This is a genomic window from Providencia sp. PROV004 (genome assembly GCF_011045615.1).
Taxonomy (GTDB): domain Bacteria; phylum Pseudomonadota; class Gammaproteobacteria; order Enterobacterales; family Enterobacteriaceae; genus Providencia; species Providencia rettgeri.
Genome location: NZ_CP042859.1, coordinates 4,339,386 through 4,362,954, shown reverse-complemented (window position 1 = coordinate 4,362,954; position 23,569 = coordinate 4,339,386). Strand labels below are relative to the sequence as shown.

Genomic DNA, 23,569 nt, shown 5'->3' with positions numbered 1-23,569 from the left:
ATCCTCATTCCTCGTATAGCACCCATATGAATTACCTTGTATTCCATTGCTCTTATCTTACATATATAGCTTGTTAGTTTAGTATTGTGATGATTGTTTCGTAATGATTGTTATTGATCAAAAACTGATGGCGTAATGATTTTAAATATGAAAATTGAAAGTTTAGACATTGAGTTATAGTCGTATTCAATATCTTTGATTTCAATGTATCTCTCATATGAATTAAAGATAGTGCGTAAACGAACATAATGAAATTCAATATTTTTATATCATAGGGATGTAAAAATGAAGTGGGAGAAGGTTGGCACTTAGCAGTTATGTGTTTTTTAATGCTAATCTGCCATTAAATTTGCGATATTGGGATGGATGTTGTCCTAAATGTACAAAAAACTATTGCTAATATTGCGTGTGTTTCTAATAATATGTCACACATCATCAAGATGAGATGCAGTCAGATGTTAGAGCAATCTTAGTAATGGCTAGCACAAGATTTTTTTGCATTGTTGTTTGCTTTTGGTAAAAATTAGTGAGCAACAGGGCAGTATAAAGTTAAACTGGCACTTAATAATAAGCTGCCGTCAATTTACGTTCATAGTTCGAGAATTACCCCGAGTTAAAGAACCCACCATTATGAATCTTACCGAATTAAAAAATACGCCAGTATCAGAATTGATTACGTTAGGCGAAAACATGGGGCTAGAGAACTTAGCCCGTATGAGAAAGCAGGATATTATTTTCTCTATCTTGAAGCAGCATGCGAAAAGTGGCGAAGATATTTTCGGCGATGGCGTACTGGAAATATTGCAGGATGGATTTGGTTTCCTCCGTTCAGCAGACAGTTCTTACCTCGCAGGTCCTGATGATATCTACGTTTCTCCTAGCCAAATCCGCCGTTTTAACCTACGCACAGGTGACACAATCTCAGGGAAAATTCGTCCACCTAAAGAAGGTGAACGTTACTTTGCTCTCCTGAAAGTCAATGAAGTTAACTACGACAAACCTGAAAATGCCCGCAGTAAAATTCTATTCGAAAACCTAACCCCATTACATGCAAACCGTCGTCTGCGTATGGAACGTGGTAATGGTTCAACTGAGGATTTAACTGCACGTGTATTGGACCTTGCGGCTCCAATCGGTCGTGGTCAACGTGGTTTGATTGTTGCTCCACCGAAAGCGGGTAAAACAATGTTACTGCAAAATATTGCAGCAAATATTGCACACAATTACCCTGATTGCGTTCTGATGGTTCTGCTAATTGATGAGCGCCCAGAGGAAGTGACAGAAATGCAACGTTTGGTCAAAGGTGAAGTTATTGCTTCAACATTTGATGAGCCTGCTGCACGTCACGTTCAAGTTGCTGAAATGGTAATTGAAAAAGCAAAACGTCTAGTTGAACATAAAAAAGACGTTATCATTTTACTCGACTCTATTACGCGTCTAGCCCGTGCATATAACACCGTAGTACCTTCGTCTGGTAAAGTATTAACCGGTGGTGTGGATGCGAATGCATTACACCGTCCAAAACGTTTCTTCGGTGCTGCTCGTAATGTTGAAGAAGGTGGAAGCCTGACAATCATTGCAACGGCACTGGTTGATACCGGTTCGAAAATGGATGAAGTTATTTACGAGGAATTTAAAGGTACAGGTAACATGGAACTGCACCTTTCTCGTAAAATTGCAGAAAAACGTGTGTTTCCTGCAATAGACTACAATCGTTCAGGTACGCGTAAAGAAGAGTTACTTACATCGCAAGATGAATTACAAAAAATGTGGATCTTACGTAAGATTATTCATCCAATGGGCGAAATCGATGCGATGGAGTTCCTCATTAGTAAGTTAGCGATGACGAAAACCAACGAAGAGTTCTTTGACTTTATGAAAAGAGCCTAGCCGTTAAGGTTCGCTGTGTTTTATAAATAGGTGCCAGTTATGGCACCTATTTTTTTGTTTTTATACACCGCGTTAGTTCATAAAAATTAAAACATATCATATTAAATCAGGCCTAATATTTTGCCGATTTAGTTTCAATAGATTAAGATGATGTTTTATTACTTTGTTTATAAATAACGTTAAATAAATAGGCGAAGTTTTTATTAAAAATTAATAATGCACTATAAAAATATCAGTAATATGATGTTAACATTATGAATCAAAAGAAAAATGTTATGTTTATATTTGTTTTGTGACTAGTGTTAAATTTATTTTCATCACTTTATTATTTAATCATCGAGTGCTTATTTAAGCACCAGTCGATTAACTCGATTCTAGAGTGTTGTTTTTATGGCATGCATATTGCAGCTATTCAGTATAAAATTACGGGATGTTTCGTTATTAAATCAAACACCCTAATAAAGTGTAAGAACTAATAATGTTGCAGGAATTTCTTTATGAATAAAGATTCGTCTTATAGCAGATTTCAGTACCAAGATGATAATGCATTGGCTCCTGCTTGTTTATCGGCATTTGCCAAAAAAAATTTAGTTTTGAAAGTTAAATATAAAGATTAAGAGAGTCGAACAGTGGACACCATACACTTTGTAACCAATCTCTTCTACGTTTTCTTGTTTTCATTAGTTTTTATTTTTCTGGCTCGAGTTGTTGCAATAAAAATCGGGTTGGTTGATAAGCCTAATTTCAGAAAGAAACATGTAGGATTAGTTCCCCTTGTTGGGGGAATTTCCGTTTTCTTTGGGATCTGTTTTGCATTTTATATTACAGGTGAATACATTCCTCATAAGTGGCTATATATCGCTTGTGCGGGGTTATTGGTCTTTATTGGCGCATTAGATGATAGGTTTGATATCAGTGTGAAATTAAGGGCTGGTATTCAAGCAGTCGTTGCCGTTGTTATGATGACAGCGGCAGGATTGAAACTTGAGTCACTCGGTCATGCCTTTGGACCATGGGAACTCGTACTTGGCCCATTCGGTTATATCGTTACCTTATTTGCAGTATGGGCAGCAATCAATGCTTTTAACATGGTTGATGGTATTGACGGGTTACTCGGTGGTTTATCTTCTGTTTCTTTTGGTGCTCTCGGCTTTTTGCTATATCAAAACGGTAACTATGCGTTAGCATTTTGGTGTTTTGCCTTTATTGCAGCTATTCTTCCTTATATTCTTTTAAATTTAGGCGTGTTAGGTCGCCGTTTTAAAGTCTTCATGGGGGATGCGGGAAGTACACTGATTGGGTTCACGATTATTTGGATCCTTGTGGCTTCGACGCAAGAGGAAGTCCATCCGATTAACCCAGTTACGGCTTTATGGATTATTGCGATCCCTCTAATGGACATGGTTGCCATTATGTATCGCCGTATTCGTAAAGGTATGAGCCCATTTTCACCTGATCGCCAGCACATTCATCATTTAATTATGCGTTCTGGTTTTACACCAAAAGGGGCATTTGTGCTGATTACATTATCAGCGGCTGCTTTAGCGTGTGTTGGTATTATTGGTGAGCACTTAACATTTGTACCTGAATGGGTAATGTTGGCATTATTTTTGCTTGTATTTATGATGTATGGTTACTGCATCAAACGAGCTTGGAAAGTCGCCCGTTTTATTAAGCGAGTGAGACGTAGAGCACGTAGAGGAGCAGTACGGTAACGACAAAACGAAAATAGAGGTTCTGTGCAGTGAATAACTCAGAAACACAACCGAGTCAGCATCAATCGCCAATAGAGCCGGAATTGGATATCCGTGGTTTATGTCGCTCATTGTGGCAAGGTAAAATTTGGATCGTTGCATTTGCCGTTATTTTTGCTGCAATTGCCTTGGGAGCGTCCTATTTTATGCAGCCTAAGTGGAGTGCGACAGCAATTACGGATTTACCAACCGTCAATAATCTGGGAAGTTATTATTCTCAGCAGCAGTTTCTGCGCAACCTCGATTCCCGTATTAATAATACGGGACAAGAAGGGCAATTACCGACAATTGCAAAAGAAGCTTATCAAGAATTCACAAAGCAGCTCGGCTCTTATGATACACGTCGTCAGTTTTGGCTAACTACGGATTACTATAAGCAGCGCTTAGAGAATGACCCTAAAGCAGATGCCGCATTATTGGATGAGCTCATTAACGATATTGAGTTTACGCCAGCAGATGAAGTCAAAAATTTAACCGATAGCATTAAATTAGTGGCGGAAACATCCGCAGATGCGAACCAGCTATTACGTCAATACACTCAGTTTGCTAACCAACGTGCCACAACTAATCTTAACGATGAAATTAAAGGTACTTGGGCAACGAAGATGCAATCCATGAAAGCATTGGTTAAACGCGAAGATATGGTGGCAAAGGCCGCTTACGAACGACGTTTAAACGCGCTGGAGCAAGCACTAAAAGTTGCTGAAAAACAAGGTATTGTACGTAATCAAAGCGCAACACCTGTGGATGAAATTCCAGATTCTAAAATGTTTATGTTAGGTGCCCCTTTATTACAAGCACAGATTGAAACATTGAAAGCAACCGGGCCCGATCACGACAGTGATTACGACCAAAATATTGCCATGTTATCAACATTGAGCGTAGGGCCCACCCTCCAAGATAATTTTCAAGCATATCGCTATTTACGAACTCCAGAAGAGCCTGTTAAACGCGATAGTCCTCGTCGAGCCTTTATGATGGTTCTGTGGGGAGCCATAGGGATGTTAGTAGGTGCCGGAGTGGTACTTGCTCGCCGCCGCCCATCTTGATTTTGGGATAAGCCACTGGTGAATTCATCAGTGGCATATAAAGTTATTAAGATTACAAAAGCAGCTCACTGCGAAAGATAAATATAAGAGAGTCACTGTGAAAGTATTGACTGTATTCGGCACACGACCTGAAGCCATTAAAATGGCACCACTGGTTCATGCATTGGCTGGGGATGCAGACTTTGAAGCCAAAGTCTGTGTTACAGCGCAGCATCGTGAAATGCTAGATCAAGTACTGAAACTGTTTGAGATCACGCCAGATTACGATCTCAATATTATGAAACCAGGGCAAGATTTAACGGATATCACTTGTCGTATTCTAGAAGGGTTGAAAAGCGTTTTTGCTGATTTTCAACCGGATGTTGTTCTCGTTCATGGCGATACAGCGACAACGATGGCAACTAGCCTTGCGGCATTTTACCATCGTATACCCGTTGGGCACGTTGAAGCTGGGTTACGTACCGGAGACCTGTATTCTCCATGGCCTGAGGAAGCAAATCGTAAAATTGCAGGGCATTTAGCGATGTACCACTTTGCCCCAACCGAAAATTCACGCCAAAATTTGTTAAAAGAATCAATCCCTGACAGCCATATTTTTGTCACCGGTAATAGTGTGATTGATGCGTTATTGTGGGTACGTGATAAAGTCATGAGCGACCAGTATATGATGGAAAAACTGGCCGCAAATTATCCGTTTATCGACCCAAATAAAAAAATGATTTTAGTCACAGGTCACCGTCGTGAAAGTTTCGGTGGTGGCTTTGAACGTATTTGTCATGCTTTGGCAGAAATTGCACAAGCGCATCCAGACGTGCAAGTTGTCTACCCTGTTCACTTAAATCCAAATGTGAGTGAACCTGTTAAGCGTATATTGCATGATATTGATAATATTATTTTAATTAGCCCTCAAGACTACCTACCGTTTGTTTATTTGATGAACCATGCTTATTTGATTCTAACAGACTCAGGTGGTATTCAAGAGGAAGCGCCTTCTCTCGGTAAACCTGTTTTGGTGATGAGAGATACCACAGAACGACCTGAAGCTGTTGATGCAGGTACTGTTCGTCTTGTGGGAACAGATACACAAAAAATTGTGAAAGAAGTTAATCGGTTACTGACAGATGACGCGGAATATCACGAAATGAGCCGCGCACATAACCCATATGGGGATGGTCATGCTTGTCAGCGTATTCTTGCAGCATTGAAAAGTAATCAGGTGAAATTATGAGTTTTGAAACTATTTCTGTTATTGGCCTTGGTTATATCGGTTTACCAACAGCAGCCGCCTTTGCATCACGTAAAAAACAAGTGGTTGGTGTCGATGTGAACCAACATGCCGTTGATACTATTAATCAGGGAAAAATCCACATTGTGGAGCCAGAACTGGATATCGTGGTCAAAAAAGCGGTTGAAGAAGGCCACCTGAAAGCCTTTACTAAGCCACAACCTGCGGATGCTTATCTGATTGCTGTGCCTACGCCATTTAAAGGCGAGCACGAACCTGATCTCGCCTATGTGCGTGCAGCCGCAGAATCCGTTGCTCCCGTGCTGAAGAAAGGCGATTTAGTCATTCTTGAGTCGACATCGCCAGTAGGTACAACAGAGCAAATGGCCGAATGGATGGCCGCAGCTCGTCCTGATTTAACTTTCCCTCATCAAGCTGGCGAAGATGCAGATATCGATGTGGCATACTGCCCTGAGCGTGTGTTACCGGGCCAAGTGATGGTCGAATTAATTAAAAATGACCGTGTTGTTGGTGGTATGACGCCAAAATCCTCTTTGCGCGCAAGTGAGCTATACAATATTTTCCTTGAAGGTGAGTGTGTAATTACTAACTCAAGAACCGCGGAAATGTGTAAGTTAACGGAAAATAGCTTCCGTGATGTGAATATTGCTTTTGCGAATGAATTATCATTAATTTGTGCTGAGCAAGACATCAATGTGTGGGAATTAATCAGCCTCGCGAACCGCCATCCACGTGTTAACATTTTGCAGCCAGGTCCGGGTGTTGGTGGGCACTGCATCGCGGTTGACCCATGGTTTATCGTCGCACAAAATCCAAAACAATCACGCCTTATTCATACCGCTCGTTTAGTCAATGATGGCAAACCAATTTGGGTTGTTGATCAAGTAAAAGCGGCTGTAGCCGATTGCTTAGTGGAAACGGGTAAAAAAGCCAGTGAAGTGACAATCGCCTGTTTTGGCCTGTCATTTAAACCCAATATTGATGATTTACGTGAAAGCCCAGCGATGCACATCACCAAAATGGTGGCGAACTGGAACCCAGGTAAAACGTATGCAGTTGAGCCACACATTCACGAATTACCAACCTCTTTAAAAGGTATTTCTGAGCTAGTTTCGATTGAAAAAGCCGTTAATGAAGCGGATGTGATCTTAATGTTAGTTGACCACAATATGTTCAAAGGCATCCAAGGTTCTGCAATCCCACAAAAATGGGTTGTGGATACAAAAGGAGTATGGCGTTGAAACGCATTTTAATCACTGGAGGCGCCGGGTTTATCGGCTCTGCTGTTGTTCGTCATATTATTGAAAATACTGACGACAGCGCAGTGGTTCTGGATTGTTTAACCTATGCAGGTAACTTAGAGTCCCTCGCAACGGTTGCGAGCAACCCGCGCTATGCTTTTGAGCAGGTGAATATTTGTGATAGAGCTGCATTAGATGCGGTTTTTGAAAAATATCAACCCGATGCAGTGATGCATTTAGCGGCAGAAAGCCATGTTGACCGCTCTATCGATGGTCCAGCGGCATTTATCGAAACGAACATTGTGGGCACTTACACACTGTTAGAGGCGGCACGCCATTACTGGTCCGCATTGAATGATGAGAAAAAAGCAGCTTTCCGTTTTCATCATATCTCAACAGATGAAGTATATGGTGACTTAGAAGGACCTGATGGTTTCTTCACAGAAACAACGCCTTATGCACCAAGTAGCCCATATTCAGCATCGAAAGCATCGAGTGATCATTTAGTTCGTGCTTGGCAAAGAACTTATGGCCTGCCAACGATGATCACTAATTGTTCAAATAACTACGGGCCGTATCATTTTCCAGAGAAATTGATCCCATTAATTATTTTGAACGCCTTAGCGGGTAAGCCTCTGCCTGTTTATGGTAAAGGTGAGCAAATTCGTGACTGGTTGTTTGTTGAAGACCATGCACGAGCACTACATTTAGTTGCTACAACCGCGCAACCTGGCACCACCTATAATATCGGTGGCCATAATGAGCGCCGTAATATTGACGTTGTAGAAACGATTTGTGAACTGCTTGAAGAGCTACGTCCGCAAAAGCCTGAAGGTGTGGCGCACTACCGTGACTTAATCACGTATGTGAAAGACCGGCCGGGCCACGATATGCGTTATGCGATTGATGCTGCGAAAATTGAGCGCGAATTGGGGTGGACGCCACAAGAAACCTTCGAATCAGGTATTCGCAAAACGGTGCAGTGGTATTTGAACAATGAAACGTGGTGGCGTCGCGTACAAGACGGTTCCTATGCGGGCGAACGTTTAGGTCTAGGAAATTAGGTGACAGTATGAAAGGTATTATATTAGCTGGAGGGTCGGGAACGCGTTTGCATCCTATTACTCGCGGTATTTCTAAACAGTTATTGCCTATCTACGATAAGCCGATGATTTACTACCCGCTTTCAGTTTTGATGTTAGCGGGAGTTCGTGAGATTTTAATTATCTCTACCCCTGACGACTTGCCGATGTTTAAACGTTTATTAGGGGATGGCCATGAGTTTGGGATTGAACTGAGCTATGCGGAACAGCCATCACCAGACGGCCTTGCGCAAGCGTTTATCATTGGTGAAGAGTTCATTAATGGTGATTCATGCTGCTTAGTATTGGGCGACAATATCTTTTTCGGCCATTCATTTAGCCCAAAATTAAAATCTGTTGCTAAACGAGTAAATGGCGCAACCGTTTTTGGTTATCAAGTGATGGACCCTGAGCGCTTTGGTGTTGTGGAATTTGACGATAATTTTAAAGTACTGTCTATTGAAGAAAAACCGCTTAAACCTAAATCCAATTGGGCGGTGACAGGGTTGTATTTCTATGATTCACAAGTGGTTGAATTTGCAAAACAAGTTAAACCTTCTGAACGCGGTGAATTAGAAATTACGTCAATTAACCAAATGTATTTAGAACGTGGTGAATTAAACGTTGAATTGCTCGGTCGTGGCTTTGCTTGGTTGGATACAGGCACTCACGATAGCCTCATTGAGGCGGGTACTTTTGTACAAACCGTTGAAAAACGCCAAGGCTTCAAAGTGGCTTGTTTAGAAGAAATAGCATGGCGTAATGGCTGGTTGACAGACGAACAAGTCGCTTTTTCAGCGCAACAGCTGAAAAAAACAGGTTATGGGCAATATTTAGAGGATTTATTACGTGTCCGTCCACGCCAGTATTGAGAGCTTGCCATGGGAGAGCGAATTTTTTCATCGCTCAACAGCAAAGTTGAATTTTACAGGGGATAACCTCGAAACTCTCCTTGCTTATCAAATGGATGAATACGATATCGTGCAAGCAAAAGTCGCAGCGTCTGAAACGCAGCTGATTGATGATTTAGCTGGTATGGGGTTTTCATTTGTTGAAGGTGAAATCGATTTCGCTCTTACTATTGGCACAGAAAATGCTTATTTAAAGGCTGGTTTAACAGCGGAAGACCACGTTATTGTTGCACAAGTGGATGATATCCCTACGTTGCGGCAAGCCGCTGAGTCTGTCTTTAGCAAAAGCCGCTTTAGAGCACCTTGGTACCGTGATGGTGATAGCGGGCAGTTTTATGCGTTGTGGATAGAAAAATCAGTTCTGGGTACGTTTGACCACACTTGTTTACTGGTTAAAGATGCGTCTGGTGCGGTATTGGGCTTCGTGAGTTTGCGGCACCTTGATGCAGAAACGGCACGGGTTGGCCTACTAGCGAAAATGCCAGAAGCGAAAGGGCAAGGTGTGGGGCGTAAGTTGATGTCAGCAGCATTTAATTGGTGTGTGGAACACCAAAAAAGACAGTTAAATGTGGCCACGCAAATCAGTAATGTTGCGGCATTAAATCTTTATTCACGTAGCGGTGCAGCAATTGCCAGTACCGCCTATTGGTTATACAGGGGACAACATGATTCCATTTAATAAACCACCCGTTGTAGGTACTGAATTAGAGTATATGAGACAAGCCATGGAAAGTGGCAAACTGTGTGGTGACGGTGGCTTCACGAAACGTTGTGAAGAATGGATGGAAAAACGATTTAATTGCCCAAAAGTGCAGTTAACGCCATCTTGTACGGCCTCATTAGAAATGGCAGCGATCCTGATTGATACTAAGCCAGGTGATGAAATTATCATGCCAAGCTTTACTTTTGTATCGACCTCTAACGCATTCGTATTACGTGGCGCTAAAATCGTGTTTGTTGATATCCGTCCGGATACCATGAATATCGATGAAACTAAAATTGAAGCTGCAATCACTGAGCGTACACGTGCCATCGTTCCTGTCCACTATGCAGGTGTTGCTTGCGAAATGGACACCATCATGGCTATCGCAAAAAAACACAATTTATTCGTGATTGAAGATGCGGCGCAAGGTGTGATGTCGACGTATAAAGGCAAAGCACTGGGGACTATCGGCCATATTGGCTGCTATAGCTTCCATGAAACTAAAAACTACTCTTCAGGCGGTGAAGGTGGAGCTACGCTTATCAATGATAAAGACCTGATTAGCCGTGCCGAAGTGATCCGTGAAAAAGGGACAAATCGTAGCCAATTTTTCCGTGGTCAAGTCGATAAATACACGTGGCGTGATATCGGCTCAAGCTACTTGTTGTCTGATTTGCAAGCGGCTTACTTATGGGCGCAGTTAGAAGAAGCAGACAAAATTAATGACCGCCGTTTACTACTATGGAAACGTTATGATGAAGCGTTGCAGCCACTGGTTGATGCAGGGCGTTTAGTCCTAGCAACTGTGCCGGAAGGCTTAAAACATAATGCTCATATGTTCTATATCAAACTCAAAGATATCGAAGAGCGTACTGAATTCAACGATTACATGAAATCTCATGGTATTTTGACGGTATTCCACTACGTTGCATTGCACACGAGCCCTGCAGGTATTGAGTTTGGCCGTTTCCATGGTGAAGATAAATACACGACATCAGAAAGTGACCGCTTAGTGCGTTTACCGATGTTCTACAACATGACTGATGACGAGCAGCAGACAGTCATTGAGCGAATCAAAGCGTTCTTTGCCTAATGTCTCTCGCTAAAGCATCGGTTTGGACTGCTGGGTCTACCCTGATTAAAATCGGGGTGGGCCTGTTAATTGTTAAATTATTTGCAGTCTCATTTGGCCCCAGCGGTGTGGGGCTGGCGGGTAACTTCCGCCAATTGATTACTGTACTAGGGGTATTATCAGGTGCAGGAATTTTCAATGGCGTCACAAAATATGTAGCAGAGCACCACCAAGACTCACAAAAATTACGTGCAGTACTGGGAACTTCATCGACGATTATTCTTGGGTTTTCAGCGCTACTTGCGCTTATCTTTTTGCTTTGCAGTGCGCCAATCAGCATGGCGTTATTTGATAGCGAAAAATACAGTTCGGTTATTCAAATTGTTGCCTTAATTCAAATGGGTATCGCGTATGCGAACTATTTTTTGGCTATTTTGAAGGGTTACCGAGACGCATCAGCAAACGCATTAGCCATTATTTTTGGTAGTGTAATTGGTGTAATTGCTTATTATTTATGCTATCTAGTTGGCGGGTATGAAGGTGCATTAGCAGGGTTAGCATTAGTCCCTGCGCTAGTGGTACTGCCTGCGGCTGGGATGATAATTAAACGCAAGCAATTTGCGTTATCGTCATTGAAGCCAGCATGGGACAAAGCGATTGCGACTAATTTAGGCAAATTTACGGTCATGGCGATGCTAACCGCAGTCACACTGCCAGTCGCTTATATCATGATGCGAAATCTGCTCGCCCAAACCTATAGTTGGGATGAAGTGGGGTTATGGACCGGTGTGACCACCATTTCAGATGCCTATTTGCAGTTTATTACCGCGACATTTTCAGTGTATTTATTGCCGACGCTATCGCGTTTGCAGCATAAAAATGAAATTTCCGCAGAGATTGTTAAGGCATTGAAATTTGTTTTACCTGCCGTTGCCGTTGTGAGTTTTACGGTTTGGTTACTACGTGATTTTGCGATTTGGTTGCTGTTCTCAAAAGAATTTACCGGAATGAGAGACCTGTTTGCATGGCAGCTAGTCGGTGATGTATTGAAAGTGGGGGCGTACGTATTTGGCTATTTGGTCATTGCCAAAGCCGCATTGCGTTTTTATGTCCTCACTGAAGTTAGTCAGTTTATATTATTAACGGGCTTTGCGCATTGGCTTATCCCTGAACATGGTGCAGTAGGCGCAACTCAGGCTTATATGGCCACTTATATTGTCTATTTTACTTTATGTTGTTGCGTATTTTTGATTTACCGTAGGCGAGCATGACAACCTTAATACATGTACTGGGATCGAATCTCCCACACCACAACCAGACGGTACTGACGTTTTTTAATGACGTCATTTGCCAAGAAATGGCTCCGTCATCAAAGCCGCATTTTATGGTGGTAAGCGATGATGCGCAGCTTGCTGACGCTTATCCTCAGCTAAAAATAGATGTTTTTGCGAATAAACAGGCCATTGCTAATAGTGTTATACAGCGTGCCAAGGCAGACCGCCGTACTCGCTTTTTCTTTCATGGGCAATTTAACGCCCCTATTTGGCTAGCACTATTATTTGGGCAAATTAAATCCCACCAGTTTTGGTGGCATATATGGGGAGCTGACCTCTATGAAGAGTCTAGCGCTCTAAAATTTAAGTTATTCTATATTTTGCGTCGTTTAGCGCAGAAAAAAGTAGGGCATGTGTGTGCAACACGTGGGGATTTGTGCTATTTCCACCAGTCGAACCCTAAAGTGCCTGCGTCAGTGTTGTATTTCCCAACCCGAATGGACCCTGCATTGACAATAAGCGAGCCTAAGGTACGTGAAGGCTCTCAATTGACTATTTTACTGGGTAACTCAGGTGACCGTTCTAATCGCCATGTAGAGGCTCTGAGTGCGATTAAACAGCAATTTGGTGATGAGGTTAAGGTTATTGTCCCTATGGGCTATCCTGCCAATAACCAAAGTTATATCCAACAAGTTGAACAGGCTGCGAGTAGTGAGTTTACCTCAGGGCAAGTGGAAATCCTGAAAGAGCGCATGGAATTTAGCGAGTACCTTAATTTGCTCAAAACCTGTGACCTTGGCTATTTTATTTTTAATCGCCAGCAAGGTGTTGGCACCGTTTGTTTGCTAATCCAATTTGGCATTCCATTTGTAATTAGCCGTCAAAATACCTTTTGGCAGGATTTAACTGCTCAAAATGTCCCAGTCTTTTTCTATGGTGACAACCTGACGACACCGCTAGTGGATGAAGCTCAGCGCCAAATGAGCCTATTAGATAAACACCATATTGAATTTTTTGCTCCCAACTTTATTGAGGGCTGGAAAGCCGTTCTCAGTGCCGTGGAGGAGCGAGCATGACGCTGACGGAATTGGGCGGCTTAGCACTGGTCTACCTGATATCAATTATTTTTATTGGTACTTTGTTATACAAAGAGTTTTTACGGGCTCGGTTTAACTTCAATATTTTCTTTTCCATGCTGTATTTATTGACGTTTTACTTTGGTTTCCCATTAACCTGCGCGTTAGTTTTTCAATTTGATGTTGCCGTTGTGAAGGCTGATTATTTACTTTACGCTCAACTAGCAGCAACTAGTTTTTATGCGATTTATTATGTTGCCTATAAAACTCGACTTTCTAGGCAACCAGACGCACCACGGCGTGCGTTGTTTAGCATGAACAAAGTGGAAACGAATCTAACCTGTCTGTTATTGATACTGGTTGCAGTCGTGACAGTAGGTATCTTTTTCATGCAGAACGGTTTTTTGCTATTTAAGCTAAAATCCTATAGCCAAATTTTCTCCAGCCAGGTTTCTGGCGTGGCATTAAAACGCTTTTTCTATTTCTTCATACCGGCAATGTTGATTGTTTATTTCTTGCGACCAACACAGAAACGCTGGATTTTCTTCCTCGTTAGTACCGTCGCATTTGGTTTCTTGACCTATGTTATTGTCGGAGGAACGAGAGCGAACATCATCATTGCTTTCGCACTCTTCTTATTTATTGGGATTGTCAGAGGTTGGATTACGCTGTGGATGCTAGCCGCGGCTGGGGTCGCCAGTATTGTAGGAATGTTCTGGTTAGCCTTAAAACGCTATGGCTTAGATGTCAGTGGTGCTGAAGCATATTACACTTTCTTGTATTTAACGCGGGATACATTCTCCCCGTGGGAAAACTTAGCATTACTACTAAGCCATTATGATGAGATGGATTTTCAAGGTCTAGCTCCGATTATCCGTGACTTTTATGTTTTCATTCCTTCTTGGGTTTGGCCTGAACGCCCAGACACGGTATTGAACTCTGCCAATTATTTTACGTGGGAAGTGCTGAACAACCATTCTGGGCTGGCAATTTCTCCAACACTGATTGGTTCATTGGTGGTGATGGGCGGAGTGATTTTTATACCCCTCGGAGCTATAGTTGTGGGGCTTATCATCAAATGGTTTGATTGGATCTATGGCATGAGCCTGAAAGAACCAAATCGCTATAAGGCAGCCATTATGCAGGCATTTTGTTTTGGCGCCATTTTCAACATTATTGTTTTGGCTCGTGAAGGCGTGGATTCTTTCGTCTCACGGGTGGTTTTCTTCTGCTTAATATTCGGACTGTGTCTGGTGTTAGCAAAATTACTGTATTGGTTATTTGAAAGTGCAGGGCTTATTCGCACAAAAACAGCTTCTTTTTTAAGAAGCCAACAGCGTGAAAGCCGCTAAAGGAGTATCATGGAATCGTCATCAACTCAGTCTTCATCCGTTACACAGTCATCTATTCCACAATATAGTATTCGTGGTCATAATATTTGGGGTTTTAAAAATATGGCCCATTTTTTAGACTATTTATTTGCTGGTGGAGAAACAAAAACGGGAACACTTGTTGCGATTAATGCAGAAAAAGTGATGATCGCTGAACAAGATACGGCTTTAAATACATTACTAGGCCAAGCTGAATATTTATATGCTGACGGAATTAGTATTGTCCGTGCTATCCGTCGTAAATACCCACAAGCTGAAGTTTCTCGTGTCGCTGGTGCTGACTTATGGGAAGGGCTAATGGAAAGGGCCGGTAAAGAAGGCACGCCAGTTTTCTTAGTGGGTGGTAAACCCGAGATTCTAGAGCAAACAGAAAGCAAACTACGCTCGCAGTGGAATGTGAACATTGTTGGCTCGCAAAACGGCTATTTTACCGCTGAAGACCGAAGCGCATTATTCGAACGTATTCGCGCAAGTGGCGCTAAAATTGTCACCGTTGCGATGGGGTCGCCGAAACAAGAAATTTTTATGCGGGATTGCCGAAGTGTGTATCCAGATGCGTTATATATGGGTGTTGGTGGGACTTATGATGTGTTTACAGGGCATGTTAAACGCGCCCCGAAAGTGTGGCAAAACTTAGGTCTAGAATGGTTATATCGCTTATTATCTCAACCTTCCCGTATTACTCGACAGTTTAAATTACTGAAATTTTTAGGCTACTATTACGGTGGTAAGCTGTAGTTTTTGTAGTAGTTTGATTTATATTGTTATTTTCAATGAATTTAACTCACTGTAAGTAGGCTTAACAGGCTTACTTACAGTTCGCACGGTTCCGAATAGCTGGTCTCTTCCTTCAAATATTTCTATAATCCCTCAAAAATAAGTATGTTCGCATCAGTTTGTGCTCAATCTTGCGGCTATGGCATTTTTTTAATCGCCTAATTGATACTTTTCGAATAATTGCAGTGATTATTACTAACTGAGTTTCAATTAAAACTGCATTTTAATTATCTAATTTTGACAGGGGTATGTATGGGAAATCCACAGCAGGGGCTTCAACGTGGGTTAGAAGCGCGCCATATCGAGCTTATCGCGCTCGGGGGAACCATTGGCGTTGGTTTATTTATGGGGTCGGCCAGTACGCTGAAATGGGCGGGGCCTTCGGTTTTACTGGCATATATCATCGCCGGGATTTTTGTTTTCTTCATTATGCGTTCAATGGGGGAAATGCTATTTCTTGAGCCTGTAACGGGTTCTTTTGCTTCATTTGGTTATAAATACTTAAGTCCGTTTTGGGGGTGCCTGACTGCTTGGGGCTACTGGTTTATGTGGGTGGCTGTTGGTATTTCAGAGATCACTGCGATTGGTGTATATGCCGAATATTGGTTCCCTGATGTGCCTCAATGGATTTTTGCCATTATCGCGGTGGTATTAGTGGCATTAGCGAACTTAGCCGCTGTACGGCTGTATGGCGAGCTTGAGTTTTGGTTTGCCATGATCAAAGTCACTACGATTGTGGTGATGATTTTAATTGGTTTAGGGCTGATTTTTTTTGGTCTGGGTAATAACTTTGAGCCGATTGGGCTTGCGAATCTCACTGAACATGGCGGTTTCTTTGCCGGGGGCTGGAAAGGCTTTTTATTTGCTTTGTGTATCGTTGTGGCCTCTTATCAAGGGGTTGAGCTGGTTGGGATCACCGCGGGTGAAGCGAAAAATCCGCAAGTCACGTTAAAAAAAGCGATCAATAATATTTTATGGCGCATATTAATTTTTTATGTAGGCGCCATTTTTATTGTAGTGACGCTATTTCCGTGGACGGAAGTGGGTTCACAAGGTAGCCCGTTTGTCCTTACCTTTGCGAAAGTGGGAATTGTGTCCGCAGCGGCGGTAATTAACTTTGTGGTGTTAACTGCGGCGTTATCTGGTTGCAATAGTGGCATGTATAGTGGCGGGCGCATGCTGTACGCTTTAGCACAAAATAAACAATTGCCTCGCTCATTATTGAAATTAACAAAAAATGGCGTACCGGCACGTTGCGTGGGCTTTACTATCCTATGCTTAGTCGCGGGATCAAGCTTGAATTACATTATACCGAATCCAGAGAAAGTCTTTGTTTATGTCTATAGTGCGAGTGTGTTACCAGGAATGGTGCCTTGGCTGGTGTTATTGACTAGCCAAATCCGTTTTCGTCAACAAAACAAAGAAAAACTTGTAGGGCATCCTTTCAAATCGATTCTTTTTCCATGGGTTAACTATGCGACCTTGCTCTTTTTAGCCTGCGTATTGATTGGAATGGCGATTAACCCAGATACTCGCTTATCTTTAATCGTTGGAGCCATCTTCTTAGGGGGTGTTTCTCTCCTTTATTTCATCATTCGCCTGTTCAATAACCGTAACGGAAAAGTTTAACGGCGGGGTTTTGATAGATTTTTATTAGGTGCATAGCGAAAAAGAGGGTAAATATGCTCTCTTTCTCAACGAAATGGATAAAAGGCAAGCAATCGATATTTTTATTTCAAAAAGGACTAGACAGCGGGAGGATAAATCCGTACTATCCTCTCCCGCAACGGCGTTAAGCGCCCGTAGCTCAGCTGGATAGAGCGCTGCCCTCCGGAGGCAGAGGTCTCAGGTTCGAATCCTGTCGGGCGCACCAGTTTTAGCGCTTCGCTACGGTTGGCAAAATGACGTTGTATGTAGTAATATAGCAACGCTTTGAAAAAAGTGAAGTTATGGTGGCTATAGCTCAGTTGGTAGAGCCCTGGATTGTGATTCCAGTTGTCGTGGGTTCGAGTCCCATTAGCCACCCCATTTTTTTGTGACATTGCGAGGGTGGCGGAATTGGTAGACGCGCTAGCTTCAGGTGTTAGTGTCCTATGGACGTGGGGGTTCAAGTCCCCCCTTTCGCACCACGAAGAAATGTAATAGTACTATTCACTATTAATAAGTACTACAAAAATTTCGGCGAGTAGCGCAGCTTGGTAGCGCAACTGGTTTGGGACCAGTGGGTCGGAGGTTCGAATCCTCTCTCGCCGACCAATTTAAAGAAACCCGTCTTAATCGACGGGTTTTTTGCGTTTTATACTCTTCACTCTTCACACTTCAAACCGTAGCGTTATTGGCTTCGTTCATCTACCCAAATCACATACTTATTCGTACTCATCGGAATATCTTTACTTGCCACTTAGCCATAACTTGAATTGCTTAGAGTATACTCGGGGGCGTTTCTTCAACGAATGACAGGGGTATGGTTAATTGCTTGTTTTTATTTGTAATTTAGCAGCTTATCTTACTTGTGTCGTAAAATAGATACAACCCATCATATCAATGTCGTCAAAAGGTGACACTTTACTAGTTGATTTATAAGGAAATATAAATAACTGTTTTATGATGTCTCTAAACTGCGACAAAATAGAGTGGTAAGTTTCGGGCAACATATTAGTGAATTTTTTAAAGATAGAGCGGTTTACTACCAAGAAGAAAAATAGTTGTGTAAAACCGAGGGATAGGAAAGAAACCAAAAGAGTGAGCTAAAAAAATACCGTTTTAAAAAAGTTGGCACGTATTGTGCATTATTGTATATGTAGATGCTCATCTCACTTCTTATGACAGCGAAGCTTCATAAACCCAGAGATGACGCAAAGCCGATTATCGGTGCCTATTGTCCACTTTAGATGATCAAGAGCTCATCCTCTTACCATCAACGAACGGGCGAAACGTTGAGTGAGGCACCATCCGTCTGTAGACCTGATTGTATTTTACACCTGCCTTGTGCAGGTGTTTTTTTTGTCTGTACAAAACACTTAGCCCCCTAGAAAATGACTAAGAGGCTGAAAATAAGATAGCTATTAGCTTCTACCTTTACTAAACCATTTACTGAACCAGCGAGTAATATAGGTATAGCAGAGGATAATGAATGTAATAATGAAAATGTCTTTACTAAGATCTTCGGTATTAAAACCAATAATCATAATAAAAACAAAAGGTGATAATACTAACAGCAGAAGATCAAAGAATATTTGTAAACGGTTTGGGGTTGCAATAATCCAGCGCCAAATAGTTTTAATTACATTCATATCGATATCCCTAATTCATGCAAAGCAAAGATGTATATAAAGCTTTATACACTATGTGTTTATTTTATAACATAGCGAAGTGTGTTTTCCTTATCCTTAAATAATGATTATTGATTAAACATTGAATTATTTACCTGCAATGTTGCCAATTATAAACCTCATATTTTCCTTTTATGATGATTTAATACGATTAACGCGATGTATTTAAATTGTTTTTACGTTTTTATTGGGGAAGGTCAGATTAGTCGCCGTTAAGCTTATGAATAAAAAAACTCCACCAAAATGAGTGGAGTTTTTAGATGAGGCCAAACAAGAATATTATTTCCGTTCTTGTTTTAATGAATGGTTTAATGCATCTTGGCGAATTTTTGCGGCATCGCTAGGCTTATGCTGCCGGTCAAAAGCATCAGCTAACCATGATGCATCTTGTACATCAAAACGTTGAGCTAAAGCGGCTTTAAAGTAATTTTCAGCTTTGTCCCATTGGGCATGCTGTAGCGATAAAACGCCTAATGTACTGTTAAGTAACGGGGTGGCACCATTCTGCTTCTGCAGATGTAAAAGGGTTTTTTCTATAACTTCAGGGCGTTCGCTATTCAGTTTTGGCACCAACAGGATCAAGCGTTCATCATATTGCTGTTTTAAACCGTCAATAATCATTTTTTCTGCACTTGCAGTATCGCCACATTCAATCAAATGCTCTGCTAAGAAAGCTTGCAATGCGGTTTCATGACGAACTCGGCGAGGTTGTGCTTTCCACCAAGCTTTTAGCCCATCACTACCTCCTTCAGCCATATATTGGTTCATCAACCCTTTGTAAGCCTTTAATTTCAATGCATCGAGCTCATCTTCATTGTGTAACTGTACTTTAGCCATGACAGGAAGTAATTCAATCAGCGACTGATAGGCGCCTGAGCGTAAGTAAGCTTGTTCTGCTAGGCGCAGCACCTCAGGGTGCCTTGGAGCTTTGTCGAGAAGTTTATCAATGCCATTACGGGCAGCATGGACTTCTCCTTCCGCTAATTGGATACGGACACGGCTGATATCAACGGGGAGCTGGTCACTTCCTGCGGCTTCGGCAGCTCTATCCAAGTATTGGTGAGTGCGATATTCATCACCACGCTGTTGAGCAGCTTCGGCTGCCATGAGGTAGTTAATAACCGGCTGTTGAGAAAAATCAGCATGTTTGCTCATTAATTTTTCAACTTGCTCGAAATCACCTTCTGCTAATTTCAGCAGCGCTTTTTGTGTTTGGGTATGTGCTTTGTGGTATTTACGACCACTTACCCAACCTCGGGTACGTGATGTCGTGCTGATAAAGCGGCGGTAGCACCAACCAAGGAATAACAGCACAAACTGGAGCAAGATAAAGCCCAAAACGAGGCTGGTTACACTGGTCGTAATGTCATAATTATCTGTACGGATAAAAACATAACCTTGGTGACCCGCTAATAATGGGCCTAAGATTATCCCTGCAATAAGTACTATAAATAGGATCAAGACTTTTATCATAATTACCCCCTATTACCAGCAGGGTCTGCTGATTCAAAAGGGTGTGCATTGTCAGCTGACTCCGCTTTTTGCGTATCCGTGGCGGGAACTGCGGCATCTGCTGCGGCTTCTGTTGGCGCTTCAGTTGCATCCGCTGCGGCATCAACGGCACCATCGCTAACTTTTGCATTGTCAGACGACTGAGAAAGTAAGCTACGAACCCGTGTTTGCATGATTTTTTCTAGCTTTTCTTGGCTTTCTAAAGTATCAGGCATATCAATATCAATCGGCTGATTGATTAGGTCATCAATGGTTGATAGAAAAGCTTTAGTTTCAGGCGCCTCAGTATCAAAATAGGCTCTTACCCAAGTCGAAGCCTGCTCTAATGACTGTTTGTAAGTGGCTTCTTGATAACGTGGCACGGCTTGTGCTGCGATTAATAGTTGAGAGCGAATGTTTTCTCGTAGATAAATATCCTGATTTGGAGCTAAAAGCGGGGCTTCTGAGCCATCACGAGCGCGTACGGTGACGAAGTCATTTGCGAAACTTTTCCAGCTACGAGCCAAATTTTGTTTCCAATCCGAAATATCCTCGCTGACATCCGCGTTATCTTCATTTTTCGCATCGCCGCTGTTTAAATCCGCTAAACGTAAGTTGTCCACTTCATTACTGAGCTGGTTTAAACGTAAGATAATACCGTCATAGTCAATTTGATTGATTGCGGCTAATTTAGCCATATCACTGTTAATTGATTTACGAATGTCGAGTAGGCTCGGGTCATTCATTTCGGCTAAACTTGAGTCAGCACTTTTTAATAGAACCGCTGCGGTCACAGGGTCGCGATCATTCCACAGCTTTCTTCCCGCCATTTTAACCATAAAGTCAGCTTGTGCGAGAAGCCAACTTTTAACATCAGCGCTGGATAATGCCGTGACGTGCGCTTGTAGCTCTTGCATGCGACGGTTGAGATTCTCTTCATATTCACGAGAATGGCTTTTTATTTCAGTATTAGCCGCAACTAAAGCGTTTAACCGTTGCCTGTCTGAATTTTGCTGTTCGATTAAATCACTTAATTTTTGTTTTAATTCATTGTTTTCATTTACTAAAGTGGCAGTGCTTTGTTGGGTGAAATAGTATAATCCGCCACCAATAGCGATGATAATAGCAATAGCAATTACACCGCCTATTAGACCAGAACGTTTTTGCTCCGAAGAAGGTTTAGTTTTTGGGCGCTGTTGTTCTGCACCAGCTTCTGGGGTAACCGTCTCGGTTGTTTTATCGTGTTCCGTCATAAATTAGCATCCCATATCGATTGAAATTAATGCTTCTAATAAAGCATTATTATCTGCGCTATTAGCTACACAGACCTTTTGCCATCCGCCTCTGCGGGCTTGGTCTGCAATCCGTTCACTGACGACAAGTAGGCGGCGGGAAAACCACCAAGTTTGGTATTCTTCAGTGATTAATTCGTCTAACAAGGCTAACATTTGACCACTCGTGATCACAACATCTGTAATACCCGTTTGAAACCATTGCTGATTGAACAGGGCTCTATCATAGTAAACAGGATGCCTTGTATAACATTCACAATAGCTGACTTTTGCGCCCCTAGCCCTTAATGTTGATGCGAGAAGCTCTCGTCCGCCATTTCCTCGTAATAATAGAGCGTTTTTCCCTTCGAGAAATTGAAGTTCAGGGTGTGTCAGTAGTACTTCACTGGTTTCACCTTGTTCAGCCCAACTTATGTTTTTTCCTGTTACTTGTTGAAAATACTGCCCTGTAGAGCGGCCAATTCCATAGTAAGATAACTTATCTGACCAGCTACGCGCCATTTGTTCAAGTGTTAAATTTGCATATTCGACTGCATTTTTAGATAAAAGAAAGACTAAATCATTCGCAGTAAGGCTATCAAGTTGAGGTATAAGGGTATTTAACTCAGAGCCAGGCCCAATGCGAATTAAAGGAGAGGAGAAGGCTTCCCCCCCTTTGGCGGTGATTGCTGTGATCAGCTCCGAACCTGCTGGTTCAGGGCGAGTGACAAGCACCTTCATGCAGGCGGGTTTCCTTGGTAAACATCCGCCAGAATTTCCCTTGCACCACGCTCAAGTAATTCTTCAGCCAATGATACACCCGCTTGATTAGCTTCACTCGGAGAAACGAGTCGTTCCCCTCGAATAATCACACTACCGTCTGGCGCTCCTACCAAGGCCCGTAGCCATATTTTGTCATCTTGCCAAATAGCGTAACTGCCAATCGGAACTTGGCAACCGCCTTCAAGGCGCATATTCATTGCTCGTTCAGCCAGAACACAGGTTGATGTTGAGTCATTATTGAGTTTCGCGAGTAATTCGCGGGTTTTACTATCATTTAAACGGCATTCGATACCGACAGCACCTTGGCCAACTGCAGGTAAGCATTGCTCAGGTGCAAGAGCCGTTTTAATTCGAGTGTCTAACTCCAAGCGTTTTAACCCAGCAACGGCTAAAATAATGGCATCATATTCACCGTTATCTAATTTTGATAGGCGTGTACCTACGTTACCACGTAAGTCGCGAATGACTAAATCAGGGCGGAGTTCCCTTAATTGGCATTGACGACGTAAACTCGATGTTCCGACGATACTGCCTTTTGGCAATGCATCAAGATTATCGTAGTGGTTTGAGACAAAGGCATCTCGAGGGTCTTCACGTTCACAAATCGTGACTAATCCTAAGCCTTCAGGGAATTCAACAGGGACATCTTTCATCGAGTGAACGGCAATGTCTGCGCGTCCTTCCAGCAAGGCAAGTTCTAATTCTTTGACGAATAAACCTTTCCCGCCGACCTTAGCAAGAGGGGTATCAAGAATGATGTCGCCTTTTGTCACCATAGGCACTAATTCAACCTGTAAGCCCGGGTGAAGCTGCTCTAATTTATCTTTGACAAAGTGCGCTTGCCATAGGGCTAAAGGGCTTTTGCGCGTCGCAATACGCACGATATTTGTTGATGTCATTTTACTGTTTTCTCTGGCTAAGAATGCCGCAGATTAACCATACAATTGGCATTAGTTTTAACATGTTAAGGATATTTTTTCCAGCTGGGTGCAAAACCGCGCTCTGAATTGTTTATAGCCGATTTACTTTTTCTACCATGATGCAAGAAAGTGATTCAAAATGAGATGACCTAGAATAGCTATTAAGCAATTTCTTTAGCTTATCGTGCTATTTTTTGTGTGGAACAATCTGTGTTTTCTATTAATTCGTGTTGAAGCGTGTAAGCACAGACGCTGTGCGTATTGTACTTAATATCGTTTGGTTTTGCTGTTTTACTAAACAACAGA

The 23,569-nt window shown here is 42.2% G+C and carries 19 protein-coding genes and 4 tRNA genes; 18 read left to right on the top strand and 5 right to left on the bottom strand.

Annotation, left to right across the window (positions count from 1 at the left end):
• Window positions 1-630: 630 nt before the first annotated feature.
• The 18 genes from rho (at window position 631) to FVA69_RS20060 (ending at window position 17,722) form a co-directional block, all read left to right on the top strand.
• The gene (gene rho, locus FVA69_RS20145; protein WP_004906109.1) at window positions 631-1,890 is read left to right on the top strand and encodes a transcription termination factor Rho; all 1,260 of its coding nucleotides are present in this window, start codon (window positions 631-633) and stop codon (window positions 1,888-1,890) included.
• Between the two features lie 629 nt (window positions 1,891-2,519).
• On the top strand, window positions 2,520-3,605 hold the full coding sequence (wecA, locus tag FVA69_RS20140; protein ID WP_004907283.1) for a UDP-N-acetylglucosamine--undecaprenyl-phosphate N-acetylglucosaminephosphotransferase: 1,086 nt from the start codon (window positions 2,520-2,522) through the stop codon (window positions 3,603-3,605).
• Window positions 3,606-3,634: 29 nt separating this feature from the next.
• Window positions 3,635-4,693: an ECA polysaccharide chain length modulation protein gene (gene wzzE, locus FVA69_RS20135; RefSeq protein WP_004907286.1), complete on the top strand. Its 1,059-nt coding sequence runs from the start codon at window positions 3,635-3,637 to the stop codon at window positions 4,691-4,693.
• A 97-nt stretch (window positions 4,694-4,790) separates the two neighbouring features.
• Window positions 4,791-5,921: a non-hydrolyzing UDP-N-acetylglucosamine 2-epimerase gene (gene wecB, locus FVA69_RS20130; protein ID WP_004907290.1), complete on the top strand. Its 1,131-nt coding sequence runs from the start codon at window positions 4,791-4,793 to the stop codon at window positions 5,919-5,921.
• Window positions 5,918-7,180, top strand: coding sequence for a UDP-N-acetyl-D-mannosamine dehydrogenase (gene wecC, locus FVA69_RS20125; RefSeq protein WP_004907293.1), 1,263 nt, complete (start codon window positions 5,918-5,920; stop codon window positions 7,178-7,180). The genes wecB and wecC overlap by 4 nt, the downstream gene beginning before the upstream one ends.
• Window positions 7,171-8,244 (top strand): dTDP-glucose 4,6-dehydratase, encoded by a 1,074-nt coding sequence (gene rffG / locus FVA69_RS20120; protein WP_181937065.1) that lies wholly within the window; start codon window positions 7,171-7,173, stop codon window positions 8,242-8,244. Before wecC ends, rffG begins: the two co-directional genes overlap by 10 nt.
• An 8-nt stretch (window positions 8,245-8,252) precedes the next feature.
• The gene (rfbA, locus tag FVA69_RS20115) at window positions 8,253-9,134 is read left to right on the top strand and encodes a glucose-1-phosphate thymidylyltransferase RfbA (RefSeq protein WP_109912165.1); all 882 of its coding nucleotides are present in this window, start codon (window positions 8,253-8,255) and stop codon (window positions 9,132-9,134) included.
• Window positions 9,112-9,852: a dTDP-4-amino-4,6-dideoxy-D-galactose acyltransferase gene (rffC, locus tag FVA69_RS20110; RefSeq protein WP_164529252.1), complete on the top strand. Its 741-nt coding sequence runs from the start codon at window positions 9,112-9,114 to the stop codon at window positions 9,850-9,852. Before rfbA ends, rffC begins: the two co-directional genes overlap by 23 nt.
• A complete protein-coding gene (rffA, locus tag FVA69_RS20105) occupies window positions 9,839-10,969 on the top strand; it encodes a dTDP-4-amino-4,6-dideoxygalactose transaminase (RefSeq protein ID WP_004907307.1) in 1,131 nt (376 codons plus the stop codon). Before rffC ends, rffA begins: the two co-directional genes overlap by 14 nt.
• On the top strand, window positions 10,969-12,219 hold the full coding sequence (gene wzxE, locus FVA69_RS20100; RefSeq protein ID WP_004907309.1) for a lipid III flippase WzxE: 1,251 nt from the start codon (window positions 10,969-10,971) through the stop codon (window positions 12,217-12,219). Before rffA ends, wzxE begins: the two co-directional genes overlap by 1 nt.
• Window positions 12,216-13,298, top strand: a complete 1,083-nt coding sequence (locus FVA69_RS20095; RefSeq protein WP_004907311.1) for a TDP-N-acetylfucosamine:lipid II N-acetylfucosaminyltransferase — start codon at window positions 12,216-12,218, stop codon at window positions 13,296-13,298. Before wzxE ends, FVA69_RS20095 begins: the two co-directional genes overlap by 4 nt.
• A complete protein-coding gene (wzyE, locus tag FVA69_RS20090) occupies window positions 13,295-14,650 on the top strand; it encodes an ECA oligosaccharide polymerase (protein ID WP_004907313.1) in 1,356 nt (451 codons plus the stop codon). The genes FVA69_RS20095 and wzyE overlap by 4 nt, the downstream gene beginning before the upstream one ends.
• Window positions 14,651-14,659: 9 nt before the next feature.
• Window positions 14,660-15,427 carry a lipopolysaccharide N-acetylmannosaminouronosyltransferase gene (wecG, locus tag FVA69_RS20085; RefSeq protein WP_109912161.1) on the top strand — a complete coding sequence of 256 codons (768 nt, stop codon included), beginning with the start codon at window positions 14,660-14,662 and terminating at the stop codon, window positions 15,425-15,427.
• A gap of 291 nt (window positions 15,428-15,718) precedes the next feature.
• Entirely contained in the window at window positions 15,719-17,095 is a 1,377-nt protein-coding gene (gene thrP, locus FVA69_RS20080) for a bifunctional threonine/serine APC transporter ThrP (RefSeq protein WP_109912160.1), read from the top strand.
• 167 nt (window positions 17,096-17,262) lie between these two features.
• A tRNA-Arg gene (locus tag FVA69_RS20075) sits at window positions 17,263-17,339 on the top strand.
• Between the two features lie 79 nt (window positions 17,340-17,418).
• A tRNA-His gene (locus tag FVA69_RS20070) sits at window positions 17,419-17,494 on the top strand.
• 15 nt (window positions 17,495-17,509) lie between these two features.
• A tRNA-Leu gene (locus FVA69_RS20065) sits at window positions 17,510-17,595 on the top strand.
• A gap of 50 nt (window positions 17,596-17,645) precedes the next feature.
• Window positions 17,646-17,722, top strand: a tRNA-Pro gene (locus tag FVA69_RS20060).
• 809 nt (window positions 17,723-18,531) lie between these two features.
• Here the strand turns inward: FVA69_RS20060 and FVA69_RS20055 are convergent.
• From FVA69_RS20055 to hemC, 5 genes are all read right to left on the bottom strand, one after another.
• Window positions 18,532-18,759, bottom strand: coding sequence for a hypothetical protein (locus tag FVA69_RS20055; protein ID WP_004906084.1), 228 nt, complete (start codon window positions 18,757-18,759; stop codon window positions 18,532-18,534).
• A 318-nt stretch (window positions 18,760-19,077) separates the two neighbouring features.
• Window positions 19,078-20,271, bottom strand: coding sequence for a protoheme IX biogenesis protein HemY (gene hemY, locus FVA69_RS20050; protein WP_004907317.1), 1,194 nt, complete (start codon window positions 20,269-20,271; stop codon window positions 19,078-19,080).
• Window positions 20,272-20,273: 2 nt separating this feature from the next.
• On the bottom strand, window positions 20,274-21,542 hold the full coding sequence (hemX, locus tag FVA69_RS20045; protein ID WP_109912159.1) for a uroporphyrinogen-III C-methyltransferase: 1,269 nt from the start codon (window positions 21,540-21,542) through the stop codon (window positions 20,274-20,276).
• Window positions 21,543-21,545: 3 nt separating this feature from the next.
• Window positions 21,546-22,301, bottom strand: coding sequence for a uroporphyrinogen-III synthase (locus tag FVA69_RS20040; RefSeq protein WP_109912158.1), 756 nt, complete (start codon window positions 22,299-22,301; stop codon window positions 21,546-21,548).
• Window positions 22,298-23,242, bottom strand: a complete 945-nt coding sequence (hemC, locus tag FVA69_RS20035) for a hydroxymethylbilane synthase (RefSeq protein WP_004907329.1) — start codon at window positions 23,240-23,242, stop codon at window positions 22,298-22,300. Before hemC ends, FVA69_RS20040 begins: the two co-directional genes overlap by 4 nt.
• Between the last annotated feature and the right edge of the window lie 327 nt (window positions 23,243-23,569).

Bases quoted from the DNA above. Each gene is read 5' to 3' on its own strand.
- hemX (WP_109912159.1), bottom strand. From the start codon at position 21,542: ATGACGGAACACGATAAAACAACCGAGACGGTTACCCCAGAAGCTGGT.
- FVA69_RS20040 (WP_109912158.1), bottom strand. From the start codon at position 22,301: ATGAAGGTGCTTGTCACTCGCCCTGAACCAGCAGGTTCGGAGCTGATC.
- hemC (WP_004907329.1), bottom strand. From the start codon at position 23,242: ATGACATCAACAAATATCGTGCGTATTGCGACGCGCAAAAGCCCTTTA.
- rffA (WP_004907307.1), top strand. From the start codon at position 9,839: ATGATTCCATTTAATAAACCACCCGTTGTAGGTACTGAATTAGAGTAT.
- wecC (WP_004907293.1), top strand. From the start codon at position 5,918: ATGAGTTTTGAAACTATTTCTGTTATTGGCCTTGGTTATATCGGTTTA.
- FVA69_RS20055 (WP_004906084.1), bottom strand. From the start codon at position 18,759: ATGAATGTAATTAAAACTATTTGGCGCTGGATTATTGCAACCCCAAAC.
- wecG (WP_109912161.1), top strand. From the start codon at position 14,660: ATGGAATCGTCATCAACTCAGTCTTCATCCGTTACACAGTCATCTATT.
- wzxE (WP_004907309.1), top strand. From the start codon at position 10,969: ATGTCTCTCGCTAAAGCATCGGTTTGGACTGCTGGGTCTACCCTGATT.
- rffG (WP_181937065.1), top strand. From the start codon at position 7,171: ATGGCGTTGAAACGCATTTTAATCACTGGAGGCGCCGGGTTTATCGGC.
- hemY (WP_004907317.1), bottom strand. From the start codon at position 20,271: ATGATAAAAGTCTTGATCCTATTTATAGTACTTATTGCAGGGATAATC.
- rho (WP_004906109.1), top strand. From the start codon at position 631: ATGAATCTTACCGAATTAAAAAATACGCCAGTATCAGAATTGATTACG.
- rfbA (WP_109912165.1), top strand. From the start codon at position 8,253: ATGAAAGGTATTATATTAGCTGGAGGGTCGGGAACGCGTTTGCATCCT.
- FVA69_RS20095 (WP_004907311.1), top strand. From the start codon at position 12,216: ATGACAACCTTAATACATGTACTGGGATCGAATCTCCCACACCACAAC.
- wzyE (WP_004907313.1), top strand. From the start codon at position 13,295: ATGACGCTGACGGAATTGGGCGGCTTAGCACTGGTCTACCTGATATCA.
- thrP (WP_109912160.1), top strand. From the start codon at position 15,719: ATGGGAAATCCACAGCAGGGGCTTCAACGTGGGTTAGAAGCGCGCCAT.